Origin of the sequence: Nitrosomonas supralitoralis (assembly GCF_003011925.2) — a bacterium.
Taxonomy (GTDB): Bacteria; Pseudomonadota; Gammaproteobacteria; order Burkholderiales; family Nitrosomonadaceae; genus Nitrosomonas; species Nitrosomonas supralitoralis.
In genome coordinates this window covers 1-19,776 of sequence record NZ_PXXU01000017.1, presented here as the reverse complement: position 1 = coordinate 19,776, position 19,776 = coordinate 1, and the positions used below count along the sequence as shown (strand labels likewise).

Annotated in this window: 17 protein-coding genes; 12 read left to right on the top strand and 5 right to left on the bottom strand. The window is 44.3% G+C overall.

Annotated features, from left to right (window positions below; all coding sequences use genetic code 11):
- Nucleotides 1-2: 2 nt before the first annotated feature.
- The 7 genes from tolR (at nucleotide 3) to queC (ending at nucleotide 5,648) form a co-directional block, all read left to right on the top strand.
- On the top strand, nucleotides 3-416 hold the full coding sequence (gene tolR, locus C7H79_RS07230; protein WP_106706622.1) for a protein TolR: 414 nt from the start codon (nucleotides 3-5) through the stop codon (nucleotides 414-416).
- A 10-nt stretch (nucleotides 417-426) separates the two neighbouring features.
- Nucleotides 427-1,398: a cell envelope integrity protein TolA gene (tolA, locus tag C7H79_RS07225; RefSeq protein WP_106706621.1), complete on the top strand. Its 972-nt coding sequence runs from the start codon at nucleotides 427-429 to the stop codon at nucleotides 1,396-1,398.
- Nucleotides 1,399-1,446: 48 nt separating this feature from the next.
- A complete protein-coding gene (gene tolB / locus C7H79_RS07220; protein ID WP_106706660.1) occupies nucleotides 1,447-2,745 on the top strand; it encodes a Tol-Pal system beta propeller repeat protein TolB in 1,299 nt (432 codons plus the stop codon).
- Nucleotides 2,746-2,778: 33 nt separating this feature from the next.
- A complete protein-coding gene (pal, locus tag C7H79_RS07215) occupies nucleotides 2,779-3,303 on the top strand; it encodes a peptidoglycan-associated lipoprotein Pal (protein ID WP_106706620.1) in 525 nt (174 codons plus the stop codon).
- 2 nt (nucleotides 3,304-3,305) lie between these two features.
- On the top strand, nucleotides 3,306-4,202 hold the full coding sequence (gene ybgF / locus C7H79_RS07210) for a tol-pal system protein YbgF (protein WP_106706619.1): 897 nt from the start codon (nucleotides 3,306-3,308) through the stop codon (nucleotides 4,200-4,202).
- Between the two features lie 91 nt (nucleotides 4,203-4,293).
- Entirely contained in the window at nucleotides 4,294-4,953 is a 660-nt protein-coding gene (gene queE, locus C7H79_RS07205) for a 7-carboxy-7-deazaguanine synthase QueE (RefSeq protein ID WP_106706618.1), read from the top strand.
- Nucleotides 4,950-5,648 carry a 7-cyano-7-deazaguanine synthase QueC gene (queC, locus tag C7H79_RS07200; RefSeq protein ID WP_106706617.1) on the top strand — a complete coding sequence of 233 codons (699 nt, stop codon included), beginning with the start codon at nucleotides 4,950-4,952 and terminating at the stop codon, nucleotides 5,646-5,648. The genes queE and queC overlap by 4 nt, the downstream gene beginning before the upstream one ends.
- 3 nt (nucleotides 5,649-5,651) lie before the next feature.
- Here the strand turns inward: queC and C7H79_RS07195 are convergent, their stop codons facing one another.
- The 3 genes from C7H79_RS07195 to C7H79_RS07185 form a co-directional block, all read right to left on the bottom strand.
- Nucleotides 5,652-5,996, bottom strand: coding sequence for a Spy/CpxP family protein refolding chaperone (locus C7H79_RS07195; protein WP_106706616.1), 345 nt, complete (start codon nucleotides 5,994-5,996; stop codon nucleotides 5,652-5,654).
- 131 nt (nucleotides 5,997-6,127) lie between these two features.
- Nucleotides 6,128-6,901: a complement resistance protein TraT gene (locus C7H79_RS07190; RefSeq protein WP_106706615.1), complete on the bottom strand. Its 774-nt coding sequence runs from the start codon at nucleotides 6,899-6,901 to the stop codon at nucleotides 6,128-6,130.
- Nucleotides 6,902-7,049: 148 nt separating this feature from the next.
- Complete coding sequence (locus C7H79_RS07185) at nucleotides 7,050-7,418, bottom strand: hypothetical protein (RefSeq protein ID WP_106706614.1); 369 nt, start codon at nucleotides 7,416-7,418, stop codon at nucleotides 7,050-7,052.
- Between the two features lie 705 nt (nucleotides 7,419-8,123).
- On the opposite strand from C7H79_RS07185, the gene C7H79_RS07180 reads away from it, so the two are divergent.
- From C7H79_RS07180 to C7H79_RS07165, 4 genes are read left to right on the top strand one after another with little or no spacing between them, the layout of a single operon-like run.
- Nucleotides 8,124-9,506: a TackOD1 domain-containing metal-binding protein gene (locus C7H79_RS07180; protein ID WP_106706613.1), complete on the top strand. Its 1,383-nt coding sequence runs from the start codon at nucleotides 8,124-8,126 to the stop codon at nucleotides 9,504-9,506.
- 3 nt (nucleotides 9,507-9,509) lie between these two features.
- On the top strand, nucleotides 9,510-10,835 hold the full coding sequence (locus C7H79_RS07175) for a glycosyltransferase family 2 protein (protein WP_106706612.1): 1,326 nt from the start codon (nucleotides 9,510-9,512) through the stop codon (nucleotides 10,833-10,835).
- Complete coding sequence (locus C7H79_RS07170; RefSeq protein ID WP_106706611.1) at nucleotides 10,808-13,003, top strand: TolC family protein; 2,196 nt, start codon at nucleotides 10,808-10,810, stop codon at nucleotides 13,001-13,003. The genes C7H79_RS07175 and C7H79_RS07170 overlap by 28 nt, the downstream gene beginning before the upstream one ends.
- Nucleotides 12,987-14,036, top strand: coding sequence for an HlyD family secretion protein (locus tag C7H79_RS07165; protein ID WP_106706610.1), 1,050 nt, complete (start codon nucleotides 12,987-12,989; stop codon nucleotides 14,034-14,036). Before C7H79_RS07170 ends, C7H79_RS07165 begins: the two co-directional genes overlap by 17 nt.
- A 38-nt stretch (nucleotides 14,037-14,074) precedes the next feature.
- Here the strand turns inward: C7H79_RS07165 and C7H79_RS07160 are convergent, their stop codons facing one another.
- The gene (locus tag C7H79_RS07160; RefSeq protein WP_106706609.1) at nucleotides 14,075-14,674 is read right to left on the bottom strand and encodes a histidine phosphatase family protein; all 600 of its coding nucleotides are present in this window, start codon (nucleotides 14,672-14,674) and stop codon (nucleotides 14,075-14,077) included.
- 317 nt (nucleotides 14,675-14,991) lie between these two features.
- Nucleotides 14,992-15,906, bottom strand: a complete 915-nt coding sequence (locus C7H79_RS07155) for a TRAP transporter TatT component family protein (RefSeq protein WP_242447186.1) — start codon at nucleotides 15,904-15,906, stop codon at nucleotides 14,992-14,994.
- Nucleotides 15,907-16,106: 200 nt separating this feature from the next.
- Here C7H79_RS07155 and mfd point away from each other — a divergent pair, with 200 nt between their 5' ends.
- The gene (gene mfd / locus C7H79_RS07150) at nucleotides 16,107-19,571 is read left to right on the top strand and encodes a transcription-repair coupling factor (RefSeq protein ID WP_106706608.1); all 3,465 of its coding nucleotides are present in this window, start codon (nucleotides 16,107-16,109) and stop codon (nucleotides 19,569-19,571) included.
- Nucleotides 19,572-19,776: the final 205 nt, after the last annotated feature.

Here is a 19,776-nt window from a genome sequence, read left to right as displayed (position 1 = left end):
TTATGGCGCGTCGTGCCAAACGTCGACTAATGAATGAAATCAATGTAGTACCCTACATTGATGTGATGCTGGTATTGCTAATCATTTTTATGATTACAGCACCCATGATCAATCATGGGCAAATAGAGTTACCGCAGATTGGCAAATCGTTGGCAGCACCGGCTATACCTCTGGAAGTAATCATTCAAGCAGATGGAAGCCTTACCTTGCGCGATCGCGCCAAATCCTCAGCAGAGCAGAAAGTTGATCAGAATCAGTTGATTGAAGCCATAAAACAGAAACAAGCACAAAATGCTGAACAACCGGTAGTGATTGCAGCTGACAAAAACGTACGATATGAAGAAGTCATCAAAGTAATGGATGTTCTGCAGCAGAATCAAGTGCAGAAAGTGGGTTTGCTGGCGCAACAGAAATGAACAATTTGTAATGAGTGTAAGCGTTTTACGCAATTCATCGTATTCCGAACCGAGAATATTATTGGCAGGTGTGCTAGCTGTGCTGGTACATCTTGTGTTTATTGCGTTATTGGTTTTTGGTTTGAATTGGAAGGATCACCCACCCGAAGGAATGGTGGTCGATATCTGGACTGAGTTGCCCAAGCCTCTTCAAGAACCAGTGAAAACTAAGCCACCGTCAAAACAAACCAAGCCCGCACAAGAGCCCGCAAAGCCAGAGATAAAAAAACCGGAGCCTGTTAAGCCTGATCCACCTAAGCCGCCACAACAGCAAGCAGCTGTGACGCCGCCTGTCAAAAAACCTGACATTGCAATGCAACAGAAACCAGAACCCGTCAAAGAGACCAAGCCGGATCTGGAACAGCAAAAGAAAAAAGAACAGGAAAGATTAAAAGAGCTCGACAAACAAAAGGAACTGGAGAAGAAAAAAGAATTAGAAAAACAACAAGAGTTGGAGAAGAAAAAAGAATCAGAGAAACAACAAGAGTTGGAAAAGCAGAAAGAATTGGCGCTACAAAAGGAATTGGAGAAACAAAAAGAGATACAAAAACAAAAAGAGCTGGACGCACAGAGACAACGTGAACAAGCAGCAAAGGCACAACGAGAAGCCGAAGCACAACGCGCTGCGCAGCAAGCAGCAGCAGCAAGGAATCAGGTAACGAATGAAATTTCGAAATATAAGGCCCTGATACTCGCCAAAATCAGAAGCAGAATCGTGATGCCACCTGATTTGCCGGGTAACCCTATCGCTGAATTCAGCGTTACATTGCTACCCGGTGGCGACATTCTCGATGTCAGATTGAGCAAGAGTAGCGGGCACGTTGCTTTCGACAATGCGGTAGAACGCGCAATCTTTTTGTCAAAACCATTGCCACTACCCCCTGATCCTGCGCTGTTTAATGAATTTCGCAGCCTGAATATTAAAGTGCATTATCGTGAATGATTGTTATAATCAGTTAAAAATTTAACGCTTACTGAAAATTAAATGCTTATGTCAATTTATTGGTTTAAATCAACTCGCGTTGTGTTGTTTTTGCTTCTATGGCTCATCAATTCCTCACTTCATGCGCAGCTGAATATCGAAATTTTTGGTGGCGGCGCATCCCGTATCCCGATTACTATCGTACCTTTTGCGGAGGAAAATAAACTTCAACAAAGTATCACACCAATTATCAGCGCTGATTTGCAACGTACTGGATTGTTCCGATTGATTGATCCCGCAGGCTCATCCCCCCATGCGCCTGTGGAAGTAGTTTACGCGGATTGGGCCAATCGTGGAGTTAATGCACTTGTTATCGGCCGCGTTGCGCATTTGTCCGGCGATCAGGTGGAAATTCAGTTTCGGGTAATGGATATTGCCAAGAAATCGCAATTAGCCGGTCTGGCCATTACCGTTCCAACCACACAATTACGGTCAGCAGCGCATCGCATTGCGGATGTTATCTATGAAGCACTGACTGGTGACGTTGGGGTATTTAGTACACGTATCGCCTATGTGTTGAAACGTGGCAATAGATACGCATTACAAGTTGCCGATGCCGATGGCCATAATGCGCAATCCATCATCGAATATACGGAACCGATTATTTCACCCGCATGGTCGCCAGATGGAAATCAATTGGCTTATGTATCTTTTGAGAACAAAAAACCGGTTGTGTACATTCAAACATTGTCAACTCGTGAACGCAGAGCAGTTGCCAGTTTTAAAGGCAGCAATAGTGCGCCGGCCTGGTCTCCGGACGGAAGAAAACTGGCAGTTGTTCTGACGGGTCAAGGTGGATCGCAAATATTTCTGATTAATACCGATGGCAGTGGCTTGCAAAGATTGAGCAGAAGTTCCGGTATTGATACAGAACCTAACTTTTCTCCGGACGGGCGGCACATTCTATTTACCTCCGATCGCGGTGGTAGTCCTCAAATTTACCGCCTGCCGGTAACCGCTGTTGAGTCTAGCAATGCCGAGCGTCTTACTTTTGAAGGTAACTACAATGTCAGTCCCGATTATAGTCAGGATGGCAAAAGCTTCACTTTTATTCATCGCAACAATAATCAGTTCAATGTAGCTGTTCAAGAAATTGGCTCACGTCAGGTGGAAATTCTAACCAGCTCAAAATTTGACGAATCACCTAGTTTCGCACCCAATGGCAAAATGATCTTGTATGCAACTGAAATAAATGGGCATGGTATATTATCCGCTGTTTCGAGAGATGGACAGACTCGGCAGCATCTTTCAGTACAAACGGGTGATATTCGGGAACCTGCCTGGGGTCCTTTGCCAAAATGGAAGTAATGTCTTAGTTTTTTAATCTTAAAGGAGTAATAAATGCGAAAGTTATTAAGCATTGCATTGATCGTTCTGTTATCCGCATGCGCCAGTCAAACAACACAACCTGAAGTTGATGATCTCACAGCAGGTGCAGGTAACGGGAATGGCCTAGGTGGCAGTGATTTGATGGGATCCGACTCAGGAAGACCCAGTTATTTCAGCCAATTAAATGATCCCAACAGCATTTTGTCACAACGAAGCGTTTTCTATGATTATGATAGTTATACAGTATCCAGTGAATATAGAGAACTAGTGCTATCGCATGCTAGATTCCTGCGTGACAATCCCGCTGCCAGCGTAATCCTGCAAGGGAATACGGATGACCGTGGCAGCCGTGAATACAATCTGGCTTTAGGTCAGCGCCGTGCCGATAGTGTTAAAAATATGATGATCTTATCAGGCGCACAAGACGTACAGATTGAGTCGGTTAGTCTGGGTGAAGAAAAGCCACGTGCACTGGGGCACGGTGAGTCGACCTGGAGTCAAAACCGCCGCACCGATATTCTATACCGAGGCGAATAACCATGCTGATACGCGCTTTCTTTCTATTGTTATTACTGAGTTGCAATGTCAGTTATGCCTCATTTTTTGGTGATAGCGAAGCTCGCGAACAAATTGACGCATTGCGCAAGCAGGTTAAGGAAATGGAAGCGCGTATTGCCAAGATGGATCAAGCGCTGAATAGCCAGGCATTACTGGAACTTTATACCCAGGTTGAAACGCTAGGGCTTGAACTGGGAAAATTAAATGGTCAAATAGAAATGCTCAGTAACGATAATGCGCTGTTACAGAAACGGCAACGGGATTTTTATATCGATCTGGATAATCGGCTTCGTCAGATCGAGCAACCCGGTCACCAGACGCCTTCCTCTCATTCTGAACCTCAGGGGTCTCCTCGTAGCATGGCAGCACCGCCATCCGAGGAACATGCATTCGCGCCACGAACTGATGAAATAACGCCGGAATCGTTATCGGCTGAAGAAGCGGTTTCACCTAGAACTTTGGATACTGGCTCCTTTGTTGCTAATGAATTGACACCGCCTGGTCCGGCAGAAAATGCTGCTTATAAGGAAGCCTATGATTCGTTTAGGAATGGTGAATATGCGAATGCTATCGCGCAATTTGAAAGCTTTATGGGAAATTACCCCCAATCCAGTTTAGCACCTGGCGCTGCATACTGGATTGGAAATGCACGCTACGCAATGCGCGATTATCAATTAGCGATCGATGCGCAAAAAAGATTGATCAGCAAATATCCTGATAGTGGTAAAGTACCGGATGCCTTGCTTAATATTGCCACCAGTCAGCTTGAAATGGGTGACCGAAATGCAAGCAGGCAAACTCTGGAGAATTTACTGACAACCTACCCGCAAAGTGAAGCTGCAATAAAAGCCAAGCAACGCCTGGCTCACATCAGGTAAGTCCAAAATTCAAGAACCTAATCATCAATTGCCGTTTGCCGCAATCGTCACAAAGTAGTAGAGTCCGTTTTTTTCCTTCAGGTAATTAGTAATGTTGCAAGCGTTAGAAACAACAACCTTGCGTGTCAGTGAAATTTTCTTTTCGTTACAAGGTGAAACAAGTCGGGTTGGATTACCGACAGTTTTCGTACGTCTGACGGGCTGTCCTTTACGTTGTGGATATTGTGATACCGCTTATGCGTTTACCGGCGGTGAAAACATTTCAATCGTAGAAATCTTGAATCGGATCGCATGCTACAAAACGAAATACGTCACAGTAACAGGTGGAGAACCACTAGCCCAAAAGTCCTGCTTGGTTCTGCTCACCGCGCTCTGCGATGCAGAGTATTCTGTGTCACTCGAAACCAGCGGTGCATTGGATTTATCGCAGGTAGATCGTGGCGTGTGTAAAGTCATGGACATCAAAACACCGGGCTCGGGTGAAGCCGCCAAGAATAACTGGGAAAATCTTATCCATCTGACACAAAAGGACGAAATCAAGTTTGTACTTTGTGATGAACCGGATTATCAATGGGCGCGAGAAATTATTCATCAGAGGCACCTATCACAAGTATGTCCGATCTTGTTCTCGCCGGTTTATGGCAGTCTGAATCCTGCGACGTTGGCATCTTGGATATTGCGCGATCAATTACCCGTCAGAATGCAGCTTCAAATGCATAAATTGCTTTGGGGGGAAGGGCCGGGACGATGAAACATGAAAATCAAACCAAAAGAAAAGCAGTTGTACTGCTTTCGGGAGGATTGGATTCTGCAACCACATTGGCAATTGCACGCGATCAGGGCTTCCAGTGTTATGCATTGAGTATCGATTATGGTCAGCGCCATTACGCAGAATTAAATGCTGCGCAAAAAGTCGCGCAATCTTTGGGTTCGCATGCGCATCAGACGATCAAAGTCGATCTGACTCTATTTGGCGGATCTGCGCTTACAGATCAATCCATTGAAGTGCCAATCTTGGAAGAGAGTCCCAATATTCCAGTTACTTACGTGCCCGCCAGAAATACCATCATGTTATCACTGGCATTGGCATGGGCAGAAACACTGGATTGCCAGGATATTTTCGTGGGTGTAAATGCAATCGACTATTCTGGTTATCCCGATTGCCGCGCGGAGTACATTCAGGCCTTCGAGAATATGGCCAATCTTGCAACTAAAGCTGGGATTGAAGGTAGGCGGCTAACCATACACGCGCCGCTTATACTTTTGTCCAAAAAAGAGATAATTCACATGGGACTTGCCTTAGGAGTTGATTATGGCCTCACCGTTTCTTGCTATCAGGCAGATAAAACGGGACGAGCCTGTGGTGGTTGTGACTCCTGTCGGATTCGCAAGAGAGGATTCAAGGCTGCGAATATAACCGATCCGACCGCATATAAAACTAATTAAGTGCTATTTTTTCTGAGGATTATTTTTACTGCTTTCCTGGCGCATTTTATTTTCAAGCTTTTCCATTTGCTCGGACGTCAAAACCGCTTTCAAGTTTGATCGAGTTTCTTCCTGAATTGACCGCAACTTCTTTCTTTCCTCATTGAAAACAGCTTCAACTTTCTTTTTTTCTGTATTAAGAATGACTTGAATCTTGCTTCGCTGAGTTTCATTAAGACCTAGCTCTTTAGTCATTTGATCGATAGCGTTCGGATTGTCTGCTGGAGAGTTACTCTTTTGAGCATGTACGACAGAAGCAGTAAACCATACAACCGTCAGCGATACTACGCATAGCATTTTTAAACTCATCACGATCCCCTTTAAATTTCTGAGATTAATGCGTTCTTGTTTTGAAAGTATTAAGAACCAACGATAGCATTATCATTCCCCCAGTGAATGAGAAACCCCAGGGGAGATTGGAACAATCTACTACTCTATATTTAGAATAATCCTGAAATGGAACGGGCTAAACCATTGGTCAATTCAACTGCAGCTTCTTCATACTGCAAATTTGCTTTGTTGGCTGTGCTGACTACGCGAGTACGATATTTATTCATTTCGCTGACTTTTGTAGAGGATTGCCTTCTTGCTCCGCCCACACCTTGCTTGGCATCCTGTTGCCTATCTTCACGAACTATAACACCTTCCTCGATTCGCTCAGCTATTTCAACGTCGGTAATAGCCATGAACGTGACATCTTTTACCGAAGCATCTGCAATCGTACTGACGATACCGAAAGCAGCCGCACCGGCTAATCCACCTATACCCGCACCACTCCAGCCATCAATTGCCGCGCCTGTAGCCGTTCCCACGGCAGCGCCCAATGCAGCACTTCCCAGGCCCCCATAACCAGCTCTCAGAGCAGCTTCAGCAGCAGTAGGGCTGGCTTTATCAACACTTAGAATATTTGCCTGCAGCCAGTAATGTGCTTCTTTGGGATTATTGGTAATTCGGTAACCTCTACCTTCCATTGCTCTGGCAACCGTAGCCGTAATATCAAAATTGGTTTTATCGGAAGTATTGCGAATATTCAGATAAACCGTTTTTTGATCCGGCTCAACAGGGTCGAGAAAAATAGAATCACTCATCTTAGTTTGAACATCCAGATCTTTCTTGGCAATGGATGTATGGACTGCTGCACACCCACTTAAAACCAAAGAAAAAATCATGATTCCTGGCAATACCCAGGTATTTTTGCTGGCGCACCCCCCCATTTCATCTCCCTTTTTTAATATTAATAATTAAATGAAAAACACCTATATATAATCAAAGCAAATTATCCATCAATTCAATTTGATTGGGTACATTGATTAATCATTATTAAATGTCTTATATCAAACTGAACACCGCTGATCCCGAAAATCACCAACCAGAATAAAAAGGCAGATAACTATTCACGCCATATAAGCCACCATAATAAGGACGAGCATAGCCGCCAAAATAACTACCGTAACCGATGTTTCCCAGACCGATCGCAGCACCTGCGTCACATCCAAGGCCAACGCAACCTGACGAAAATCTTTGTGTCCGTGTCGGCATACCCTTCTGCGTCGCTTCTTTGAGAGCAGATGTTAAAGCGGCATCGCTTGGAACACTAAAACGTTTATTGATGTTTTCTGCATTGAATTGTCTTTGAATTTCACTGAGATCCTGTCCAGCTGATACTGCACTATTCACAGATCCCACTAGCAGTGTTGCATAAAAAAACAAACTGAACTGTCTTGTACGCATTACACACCTCCTAATTCCCGATGAGTTAATGATTTTATCAAATTAAAGTTTCCACCGTAAATATTTGAGAAATTAATCAGTAGCTTTTGAGCGAATCTCTTCTCAACTCGTACGCAAAACTATACCATGCCCCGAATGACCGCCGGTATTCTTAGCGGTAGATATTCCCCGATTATATGAACCAACCCCTGGAATGTTAAGTTGTAAGAAAGTCGCACAACTTATTGATGACTTAGCCCCACACTCAATTGCTCAGTATAAATTAATTGAATAAAGGCGTTATGTAATTGATTGTGCATTACAAAGGCATAATTGCTCTTGGTGTTCATCAGGAACAGAATGGGGCTTGGTGCTGATCGCAGAGCTTAGGAAAACTCTGCATATTGCGCAGCCCATTCTCATTATCTTTCTATCGCTTCAAATGGTATTCGTGGGAGATTTCTTCCAATTCAGCAATGAGTCGTTGTTTTTATGCAAAACTTACTTGGCAAATGTAAATGAATTGGGATGGAAATTTTGATTTAAGTGAATGATAAGCTATAGTCCAATATTCCATTTATCCTATATAGTTGTAGGATAATATTAAATAGAATTGTAGGAAATAACATGCAATGACTTAATATTTATTACTTACCATGAAGTAATTTTTATTAACTATCCTAATTGATAGTAAATTCGCAGTTAAAGGATCATCGGAAGCCAGACATGCTTATTGTTTTTTCTCTAGAAGAGACTGATTTATCAACTGAATATAAGAATAATTTTAAAATTTGCCATTTTAGTGATTTTTCAGCTTGGGAGAAAGAAAGAGTTACTCCATCCGTATTTATCATCCAAGGAAAAGATAAACAGTATATTTCTTCCGTCCTTGGAAAGGTCCGCAAGGATAGTGATTTTTTTGCGTCTTTGTGTTTCATTACAGACCCAGCTTTCCCATACGATGATTTTCTGCTCGACGGACGCTTACCGCAACCTGCAAATTTGCGAGATGAAATTAATCAGTTTGATAACTTACTGGAATCCCTGAAGAATAATGAGACTTATCTCACTCATCAAGGACGGCTGATTAAATATTTCTGGTTACGTCCGAACTTTGTTCTTCAGCCATACCATGATTGGCAACACGCACGTTTCTATCGCTATCCATTACTCGAAGCGCTTAGCCTAGATAAATCGGATAGTTTCGAATGGCTGCGAAATCTTGCAAATAGCAAAATAATTGATCCCATCATGTTGATTGATCGTCAGCGTGAATGTACTTATTGTCGATCTTCTCATTTGAGTTTTATTGATGTTTGTCCAAATTGCCTTTCTATAGACATTGGAACACAAGCATCGCTACATTGCTTTACTTGCGGATGTGTTGATGTGCAGGAAAAATTTCTGCATAGCGGCACATTAATCTGCCCTAAATGCCATAGCCAGCTGCGTCATATCGGTAGCGATTATGATCGACCGATTGAAAACTATCGTTGCAATTCCTGTAGCCAGTCATTTATTGAAGGCGAGGTACAGGTTCGTTGCGCAATGTGCGAGAAGGAAATGGAATCTAGCGAGCTTATTCAAAATGAGATACATAGTAGGCGCTTAAGTGATAAAGGAAGAACGATCGCTTTTCGTGGGGAAGTTTTTGATTTGTCCTCAGGTTTTGATCAGCTCAATTTCATTTCCCGTGAGTTATTTATTCACGATCTTGATTGGATGATGGTGACATCACGGCGTTATCCAAACATTAACTTCAGTTTGTTTGGAATTTATTTTGCTAACTTGCCAGAATTGGTCGAGCTTTTTAATCATGTACGATTACTGCAAATGCTAGAGTTCTTTGCGCAGCAATTGAGAAGCTTATTACGCACCCCTGATCTTTCTACTCGAACAGCGGAAAACATGCTTTGGCTGCTTCTGCCGAATGCTGACGAACAAGGATTAATCGGCTTTCATAAACGCATAGAAAGCAGCATGAAATCATTATTGGAACAAAGCGAGCATAAATTGGATTTTCGATTTATCAGTACTTCCTCGCAGAAACTACCCAACAAGGAAAATGCTGAGCTGCTACTTGCTCGTCTTTATGGTGAATTGCTGTAATTTATGGAAAATCTGAATCAGACCTGGTATCTGTTTCAGGCTATCCTGTCACGCTATCAGGATTTTCAGTATGTATTCATGCTGATTCCATTTGTGTTGTTTCTTGAGCTTCCGCTTTATTTCATCAATTGGATGAGCGCATTTCGTTATCTAATTAAAGATGCTATAGAGGCGCCATTGACACTCCATTACTTTCCCCATGTGACCTGTGCAATCACCTGTTATGCGGAAGGAAAAGCTGTCCAGAGCACGGTCATATCGCTGTTGGAACAGATCTATCCCGGACACATAGAAATTATTGCGATGTTGGATGGAGTAAAAAAAAACCAGGCCACTTTCCATGCTCTGGTAGAACTCGCCCCATTAGTTTCTCAATACCCTAAACGATCATTGGTGATTATTCCCAAGTTTCAGCGCGGAGGCAGAGTGTCTTCGCTCAATGCAGGATTAAGCCGGGCTCGGGGAGAAATTTTTCTTGCTCTGGATGGTGACACATCATTTGATAATCAGATGATTCATTATGCCGCATCGCATTTTTGGAACCCAAATATAGTGGCTGTCACGGGTCCGATGCGAGTACGTAACGCTAGAAAAACAATCATGACAAGATTGCAGAATTTAGAGTATATGTTGACGATGCAGGTCGGAAAATTGGGTTTTGCGAAGCTGGGTGTTATCAATAATGTACCCGGAGCATTCGGTATTTTCAGAAAATCCTTTCTGCAACAAGTAGGCGGATGGAATACTGGAACTGCCGAGGATCTTGATTTGACACTACGTATCAAACAATATTACAAGCGCTATCCGCATCTGCAAATTGAATTTGAGCCAGGAGCCGTTTCTCATACTGACGTACCTGAAAGTTTCAAAGATTTTCTTAAACAACGCTTAAGATGGGATGGCGATCTTTGGTACATCTATTCGAATAAGCACAAGCATGGCATTTCAGCTTCCATGATGGGATGGAAGAATCTCATTTTCCTTCTTTGGTACGGTATCTTATTCCAGATAGTCATGCCTTTTTCTATCGTGATATACACAATTTATATCGCGGTAAAGCTTCCTCTATATGCTTTTATACTTAGCATGACATTAGTTTATGCATTCTATTTTTGTCTTATCTCTGTTCAGTATATTCTCTATCTGATTTTCATCACAGATAGAAGAAAGGAAGACTGCAATGCTATTTTTATCCTTCCAGTTTATCCAATATTTCAATTTATAACCCGTGTCTGGAGCGCGCTTGCCATCCTGAATCAGATTATCAATAAAGGCCACCTGGATTCGGCCATGGCACCGCTATGGGTACTCAAGAAAGGGAAACAGTAACAGTGCATTTCATATTGCTATTGGCCTTACTGACCCTGCTAAATTCAACTGCGCTTGCTGAAATAAGAACACTGTCTGAATTTTATTCGCATCTTGATCAAGCGGCATCGACATTGAAAGCACAAGCCGATTTAGAAGCACAACGATCTAATTTACTGGCTCAAGAAGCACTCAAGGGTCTGGAAGTGTTTGGGGGTGTATCCGGTGGTTTCCAAAAAAGTCCTTTTGCGCGCGAGCCATTTGGGCATTTTTTTGATCCGCTTGCACGCATTGGGGTGCGCTACCCTTTGCTGGGCAGTGCTGAAAGACAGCAGCGTGCTATTGAAGACGCAGCAACACAAGTGAGGATTGAAACAATTCGTTTAGATTGGAGCCGTCGGCTGGCAGCACTCTTTTTAGAAGAAAACTATGCGGCCTACTGGAGTGCACAAAAAATTCTGTCGTTGACAGATGTTTATCTGCATTTGCGTAATGATGGTGTTGAAAATTTGCTGCGCAAGCGGCAAGAAGCAGGATTGTTGTTTAAATCAGATTACTTCGAGTTTCTTTCCGCTTTTGAGCGGGCGCAACGAACACAAGTTGAATTCTACAACAACAGTAATCAGGCGTTAATGCGATTAGCGCATTTAACTAATTCAGCAGTAACGCCTTTTACACCAGTAAAACCATCTTTAGGTAAAATTGCAAATACCGTATTGAACGAAGTCGACCAGCTAGATCTTAAAATACTACAAGCGCAAATAGATAATCTGCAAAATATTCGGGATACTCAAAATTGGCAGGGAATAGAATCTGATGTTTCAGTCACTGGTTTTGGAGGACCTGCAATTCCTCATCCATCACCGCCCGAGGGTATGCAATGGGGGTATGGCGGGGCGGTTGGTTTTAATTTCAGAATGCCGCTAGAAATTGTTAGTTACCGGAAAAATGAACAGTCACGATTAAACAGTCAATTAATCAGCTTACGTGCAGATTACACACGACGTGATCAGGAGTTACAACACGATTTTCATTCACTACTGAGTAGTTTTCAGCAATTGGCTCAACAAATCAATTTTCAGCGTACACGCCTTGAGGCCGCGCAAGAATTAATGCGCGAAAGGCATCTTCGTCTGCAAGTTCTGGATGGCGATGTGATCGAGCAATACCTGCAAGCGCTGAACAACTATTATCGTATCGCGGCAGAGAACATCGAAGCAGAATCCGAGCACTGGAAACTTCATATCCGCTTGCGACAGTTTATTTTATTACCGAATATGCCAGGAGAAGATAGTTATCCGGAAACCGACCTCACTACATTGCTCGATCCGCTGCATCAAGCAAAACAATTTCTAATAAATGGCGGTAAAGAAGCGTCAGAAAAAACAATTAAACATGCAACGCCTGCGAATACAGAATTTCTTTCCGGTCAACTGGCTGTGTATGTCTGGAATTTTGATAAATTGATAACACAAACTGGATTATGGAAGAAAAAAGAAACTAATGCGATCAATCGATTCCTTGTTTCTCTTGATGCACAACAAATCTCACAAATGGCAGAAAATCCCAAGAGTCTGCAAAATTTTTTACATGATGCTCGTCATCACAAAAAAAAGATTGAATTACTTTTAGGTGATCCGGACTGGATTTTACCCGAGTATCGCAATAATTTACTGCAAATTATCCATAAACTAGCAGGAGTTGGTTTCGATGGGTTGCATCTTGATATTGAACCGGACCAACTGGAATCGGAGCTCAGTGGAAAAGCGAGACTAGAGGAGTTTGTCGAAACAGTTCGACAAGTGGCCGCGATTTCCCCATGGACTGTAGGTATCAGTATTCATCCACGCTATTTAGCGAAGGACTCGTCATTTGGTTTATGCCTTCTCTGTGAATTAAGCAGGATTGGGATCAAAGAGATTGCAGTGATGTATTACTCGATGAACATACAGAGTATTGTCACGATGCTTAAATCGGCAATGCAACAACACCCAACGCTAGTGTTTAGTCTGGCACAAAGCCTAGAGCTGGAAATAGGCCCAGAAAACAGCTATGCACATAAGTCGCGACGGAATTTTATTAATGCAATGCAGCAACTTCAGAATCAACTTCAAAGCTCAAACTTTGGAGGTCTAATTATTCAATCATGGCTAGACTGGGAAAAATACCTTCATGAAAATCCGCTTTAATCAGCCTGAAAATAAAGCTCCGGATATTGATCGAGGATTACGCATTCAATATAGTGAGGCAAAGCGGCCTGGCAGGCCTTGGCGTTGGTATCTGATTGTTGTAATTTCGAGCCTCCCGATCGTTTATTTGCTGACGGTAATTGCATGGGATGCGATCGCAATTGAAGCGAGCGGACGCATTAGAATATCAAATTTTCCTGTCCGTACCGCTGTTGATGGATATGTTCATCAGTTATTTGTCGAACCATTGCAAGCAGTTTCTGAAGGAAACCATTTGGCTGAGCTGACCAATGTACCATTACTTGATAACCATGGTCGATTAAAAATTGAAATTGATGCGCTAATAAAAGAAAAACAACAGCTGTTAGATCAAGTCCTTCAGTCGACGTCAAACTCGGCTCAACTACTGAAATACGCTCAAGAACATAAGACCTTTGCATATAAACGTCTACAGCATTATGAAACCTTATTTACACAGGGCGCAGCTACTCAAGCGGAAATTGTCTCGGCTAAAAATCAGTATCATAAAGCGCTTGAAAATATAGTGGCACTTGAGAGAACAGAACGTCAAGAACAAGATCATTCCTCTGAAATGCGTAGGATTTCAAACCAGATTAGCCAAATGCAACTTGAATATGAAAAGATTCAAGGCCAGATACAACTGCTAAATCTTGTTGCGCCTTCAGGAAATGGAATAGTTACTGAAGTATTTGTACAGCCTGGAGAATATTTGGGTCGTGGACAAGCAGTGCTTGAAATTATTTTCCCTGAGAAAGTATATGTTGATGCCTTCATACCACCCAAATATCAAGATTATGCAGTGGAGGGTCAAATTGTAGTGGTGAAATTTCCTAATGGAGAAAAAACAAAGGCGAAGATAATTTCCGTTCCCGGTGTTACGCAAAGAACGCTGACTGAAGCAGTCAATCCGCTCGAGCCGGTTCGCACTGCAATACTGGCGCATTTGGAATTTATTGAGATCCCTAACAATCGGCTAATCAATGGAATGCCGGTAACAATTTATTTCTATTAAATCAGCATGAGGAAAATATAATTCTTACTTCCTGCTGCCTAAGCAGACAATTTTCCATTCAGCAACTCCAGCACCGCACCCACTCCGGTGTGACGAATACGCGTAACCCCACCATTGCTGATTTTGATGCGATATAAACCGATCGCAGGCGCTTGGAGTGTTTTTGCAATCAATGCACGCATCACACCAGCGTGCGCAACGATCAGAATATGGTGACTGGAGTAGCGCTCTATAGCGGCTTCATAGGCTGAATAAACCCGTTGAACAAAATCGTCGAGAGGTTCGGCGCCTAACGGTCGAGCATTCACAGGATTCTGCAAAAAAGCTTGATATTCGAGCATGCGTCCAATTTTAACTTCATCATGACTCAACCCTTCCCATTCGCCAAACCCCACTTCCTTAAAGCGCGGTTCAACTGAGACGTTAATGTCATAGCGTTCCCCTAAAGCATAGGCAAATGCCTGGCAGCGTTGCAGCGGGGAAGTAATAATTTGCTGCCACTGATTGCAATCGCCAACAGCGCGCCACATTTGCGACCATCCTTTTTCGCTCAGCGGATCATCCACACCATGACCACGATAACGGCGTCCGCCGATGGGCTCGCCGTGACGAATCAAATCGATTAGAGTTTCAGTCATAAATATGTTGGCAGAAAAAACAGATGCAATAGTTTAGCTGATTTATTCCTTAGGGAAACCGGGATTAAACAATAAAAACAATAAATCCGATTGGCCGCACTCAATAGATCTAGTAAACCGATGATCGCATTGCCGATTGCTTTGAATTTAGCGCAATAATTGAAAACATTTCCAATGTCAATTGATGCCAGACAGAGTCAGGTAATAAAGCGCAGTCCTTACAGAATAAAGAGCGTCTTAGTCAATTGCTAACACTGAAAAAACAGCATAGACAGCTTCCCGTCAACCTGCCATTTGCAGCCTTTTAAAACGCGTAGCTAATAATTCCCAACCTTAATATTCGATCCACCGGTTTTTTTCAGCACAGTCAGAGCGATATCGACATATTCGGAAAATTCCAGCGTATCTTCATCAGCTATCGGTGTTGCAAGCACAAAATCGGCATGCTTGCTCGCCTCATCCTTTCTGCCTATGTCATACAATAACTCAGCATAAAAAGCGCGCGTAATAACATCCATGGGAAATAGCTCGTGCGCTCGCTTGAGATGCGCGAGCGCTTTTTGGTTGCTGCCAAAGCTGATCGGAAACCCCGGTAGTTTGTGATACATGCGACCCAGTGCCCGATGGGCTCCGGCGTTCTCGTATCTTTCGTCCAGCTCAACCACTTTCAGTAACAACTCTTCCATCGGCCGCAACATTCTAAGTGCATTCAAAATGCCGCCATCTTCAGCTATTTTACCCATCGCCACGGCTTTCCAGAACAATCCGCGTACGTCGTTGGCATTCAATGTCAATGCTTGATCAGCCGCCGCAATGCAACGCTCAAACAAATGAACACGGTAATCTTTATCGGGTTCGATCTGAGCGTGCATAAATTTTAAACGGGAAAGCTCAGCAAGAGCGACTGGCTCTCGAGAATCTCGCGCCAGATCGCTGAACCAATCAATGGTTTGTAAAAGTAGCGGTGTATCAATCGCATACTTCCACACGGCCAATTCAATTTTCTGAATATTTTCCGGTGTCATTAACGTGGGAGATGCGTCTTGCGCAAATGACGATGCTGAAAAGCAGATAACTGTAATTACTTTACAGGTATAAAGAATAATTTTCTTTTCCAATTGCCGTATGTTCGATTTCATGAAAGCACTCAAGACAAAACCATTAAATAAACTGATCTCACGATCAATCATTGAATATTCTACGCTATATGCCAATCCATTTATGGCACGCATTTAAAGAATAATCCTGTTATGTATAAATTCAAGTCATGAATAATGCAGAAATTTACGCTCTTATTGACAAATTTCAACCACTCGAAAAATCCTGAAACAAAGTAGATGAATTAGAACTGGCATATAATATGCGGATTTTTGAGTGAACATCTGCTTGTCAGCCAGTTATTTCCTGGTACTGCAAGCTAGATAAACTAACAATGCAACAAAAGCACCCTTTACCCGCACCTGGCACCGTAGCACGGTACGCTGATTTTGACGGCTCCAGCGATGCGTTGTTTCTCGCACAGTTGGCGCAGCAGGCTAAGCCTGTCACTATCATCACAGCTAATGCACTTGATGCGCAGCGTCTACTGGAAGAAATTCCCTATTTTGCATCCGAACTGAGAACCTATCTGCTCCCGGATTGGGAAACACTGCCATACGATACGTTCTCGCCGCATCATGATCTTGTCTCGGAACGTCTCGCGACACTGTATCAAGTAATGGCCGGTGCTTGCGATGTGCTGATCGCACCTCTGACCACAGCGCTTTATCGCATGCTGCCACGTGAATACCTCGCGGCGCATACCTTTTTTCTGAAACAAGGAGATACGCTGGATTTGGCCGGATTGCGCAGTCAACTGACATTAGCGGGATACACGCATGTCACGCAGGTTTTCTCACCCGGCGAATATAGCGTGCGTGGCGGCTTGATCGATTTGTTCCCGATGGGCAGTCCGTTACCATATCGTATTGATTTGCTGGATAAAGAAATCGACACGATCCGTACCTTTGATGTCGATACGCAACGCAGCATTTATCCGGTCAAGGAAATCCGTTTATTGCCTGCGCGTGAATTCCCGGTGGATGAAGCCGGGCGTACCTGTTTTCGCGGCAATTTCCGTGAGAAATTCGAGGGCGATCCGTCAAAAAAACAAATTTATAAAGATATTAGCAAAGGTCTGACGCCTGCCGGCATTGAATATTATCTGCCGCTGTTTTTTGAACAAACGGCAACTCTGTTTGATTATTTGCCTGAAAATACATTGCTCTGTTTGCATCAGGATGTACGGCCGATCATCGATGAATTCTGGCACGATACCCAGTCGCGTTATCTATTGTTACGTGGCGATCTGGATCGCCCGTTGCTGCCGCCACTGGAGTTATTTCTATCCAGCGACAGCTTCTTCGCTAAATTAAAATCGTATGCCCGCATTGAGATTCTGCCTCGTGAGCAGGATGCAAAACTTACCGGCGCTAAAACCAGTCTTCCGCTGCCATCGGTGCAAGTCAACCGGCATGCGGAAAATCCGTTGGAAAAATTAGCAGCTTTTGTCACGCAATTCTCCCAATCCGAGGGCCGGGTTTTGTTGCTGGCCGAAAGCATGGGACGGCGCGAATTAATCGCCGAGTATTTGCATCAATACGATTTGCATCCCGATATCTGCCAGGACTATGCCACCTTCTTAAGCAGTAAGCAAAAACTTATGCTTGGCTTAGCACCACTGCATTCGGGTTTCATTGACGGGCCTGAAAAACGGGCTTTCATTACCGAAAGCGAACTGTACGCGACACATGTGCATGGACGGCGCGAACGGGAATCGCGCAAAACTACCGCAACCGATAATATTCTGCGTGACCTCTCGGAAATCAAGCCCGGCGATCCGGTGGTCCATGAACAGCATGGCATTGGCCGCTATCTCGGTTTGGTCAGCATGGATGTCGGTGAAGGCGAATCCGGCGAACTGAGCGAATTTCTGGCGTTGGAGTACGAAGGTGGCGATAAGCTTTACGTGCCGGTTTCGCAACTGTATCTGATCGGGCGTTATAGCGGAGCCGCCCCGGAATCGGCGCCGCTGCACAAATTGGGCAGCGGCCAATGGGATAAAGCCAAACGCAAAGCGATGCAGCAGGTGCGCGACACCGCAGCGGAATTGTTGAATTTATACGCTCAGCGTGCTGCGCGTGAAGGTCATACTTTTACGCTCAAACAACACGACTATGACGCTTTCGCGGAAGGATTCGGTTTTGAGGAAACCGCTGATCAAGCCGCGGCAATAAAGGCGGTGATTGAGGACCTGACGTCTGGAAAACCAATGGATCGGTTGATTTGCGGTGACGTGGGTTTTGGCAAAACGGAGGTCGCGTTACGCGCGGCTTTTATCGCAGTAGCGGACGGCAAACAGGTAGCAGTTCTGGTTCCCACCACGCTGCTGGCTGAACAGCATTTCCAGAATTTCTCCGACCGCTTTGGCTTGATTGCCGATCAATGGCCAGTCAAAATCTCCGAATTGTCGCGCTTCCGTTCCGCGAAAGAACAAACTCAGGCGTTAGCCGATCTGGCAAAAGGCGCACTTGATATTATCATCGGCACACACAAACTAATTCAGAAAGACGTACATTTCAAGAATTTAGGTCTGGTGATTATCGACGAAGAGCATCGCTTTGGCGTGCGGCAAAAAGAACAATTGAAAAAATTACGCGCCGAAGTCGATGTGTTGACGCTGACCGCCACGCCAATTCCACGCACCCTGGCGATGTCCCTGGAAGGGTTGCGCGATTTTTCCATCATCGCCACTGCACCGCAGCGTCGTCTGGCAATTCGCACGTTTGTCAGCGGATTCTCGATGGGTGTTATTCGTGAAGCATGTTTGCGCGAATTGAAACGCGGCGGGCAAATTTATTTCCTGCACAACGAAGTCAGCACTATTCAGTTGATGTATGAAAAGCTTTCCGGTTTGCTACCCGAAGCGCGCATTCATATCGCTCACGGACAAATGCCGGAACGGGAATTGGAGCATGTGATGCGCAATTTCTATCAACAGCGCTTCAATATCCTGTTGTGCACCACCATTATCGAAACCGGCATCGACATTCCGAGCGCCAATACCATAGTCATCAATAATGCGCACAAATTCGGTTTGGCGCAACTGCATCAATTGCGTGGCCGTGTCGGGCGATCGCATCATCAAGCATATGCTTACTTGCTGACAGCACCGGAAAAAGCGCTTGGCGCACAAGCCAAAAAACGCCTGGAAGCAATTCAAGCGATGGAGGAACTGGGTTCCGGCTTTTATCTAGCCATGCACGATCTGGAAATCCGCGGTGCCGGTGCGGTATTGAGCGAATCACAAAGCGGTGAAATGCAGGAAATCGGTTTTAGTCTCTATAGCACCATGTTGGATACCGCGATCCAATCCTTAAAGGAGGGCAAAGAACCTGATGTGCAGCATCCGCTAGGCGTGGCAACCGAGATCACCCTGCATGTCCCCGCGCTGTTGCCGGATGATTACTGCCACGACATTCACGAACGCCTGGTGCTGTACAAACGCATGGCCAATTGCGCCGACAACGAGCAACTGGACGACATGCATCGTGAACTGATCGACCGCTTCGGCCTGTTGCCAAACCCGGCACGCGCACTGCTCGACTGTCACCGCCTGCGCATCGCCGCCAAGCCACTCGGAATCACACGCATTGATGCCAGCGCAGAAAGTATCCAAATCCAGTTTATCCCGAATCCTCCGATCAATCCCGCTGAAATCATCAAACTGATCCAAAGTGGCCGCGAATACTCACTCTCCGGGCCGGATCGTTTGAAAGTTCAGGTGCAGATTGCGGATGTTAACAAGCGCGTGATACGGATTAAGGAATTGATTCAAAAATTGAGTATTAACAACTGAAAACAATCCGCTTTAAAATGGCACGTATTGATTTGTGAATGTAACCAAGCTTATGATATTGAAAAATAAAATTGACGCAGAATTGGGGTCAGGTCTATAAGAATGCCGATTCAATCAATGAATTGCGGCTGCAAATCAATCTGGAAAGCGCCGAAGCCAAATCACATGATCTTAATTCCACTACTGTCCCGTTAACTTTCACAGC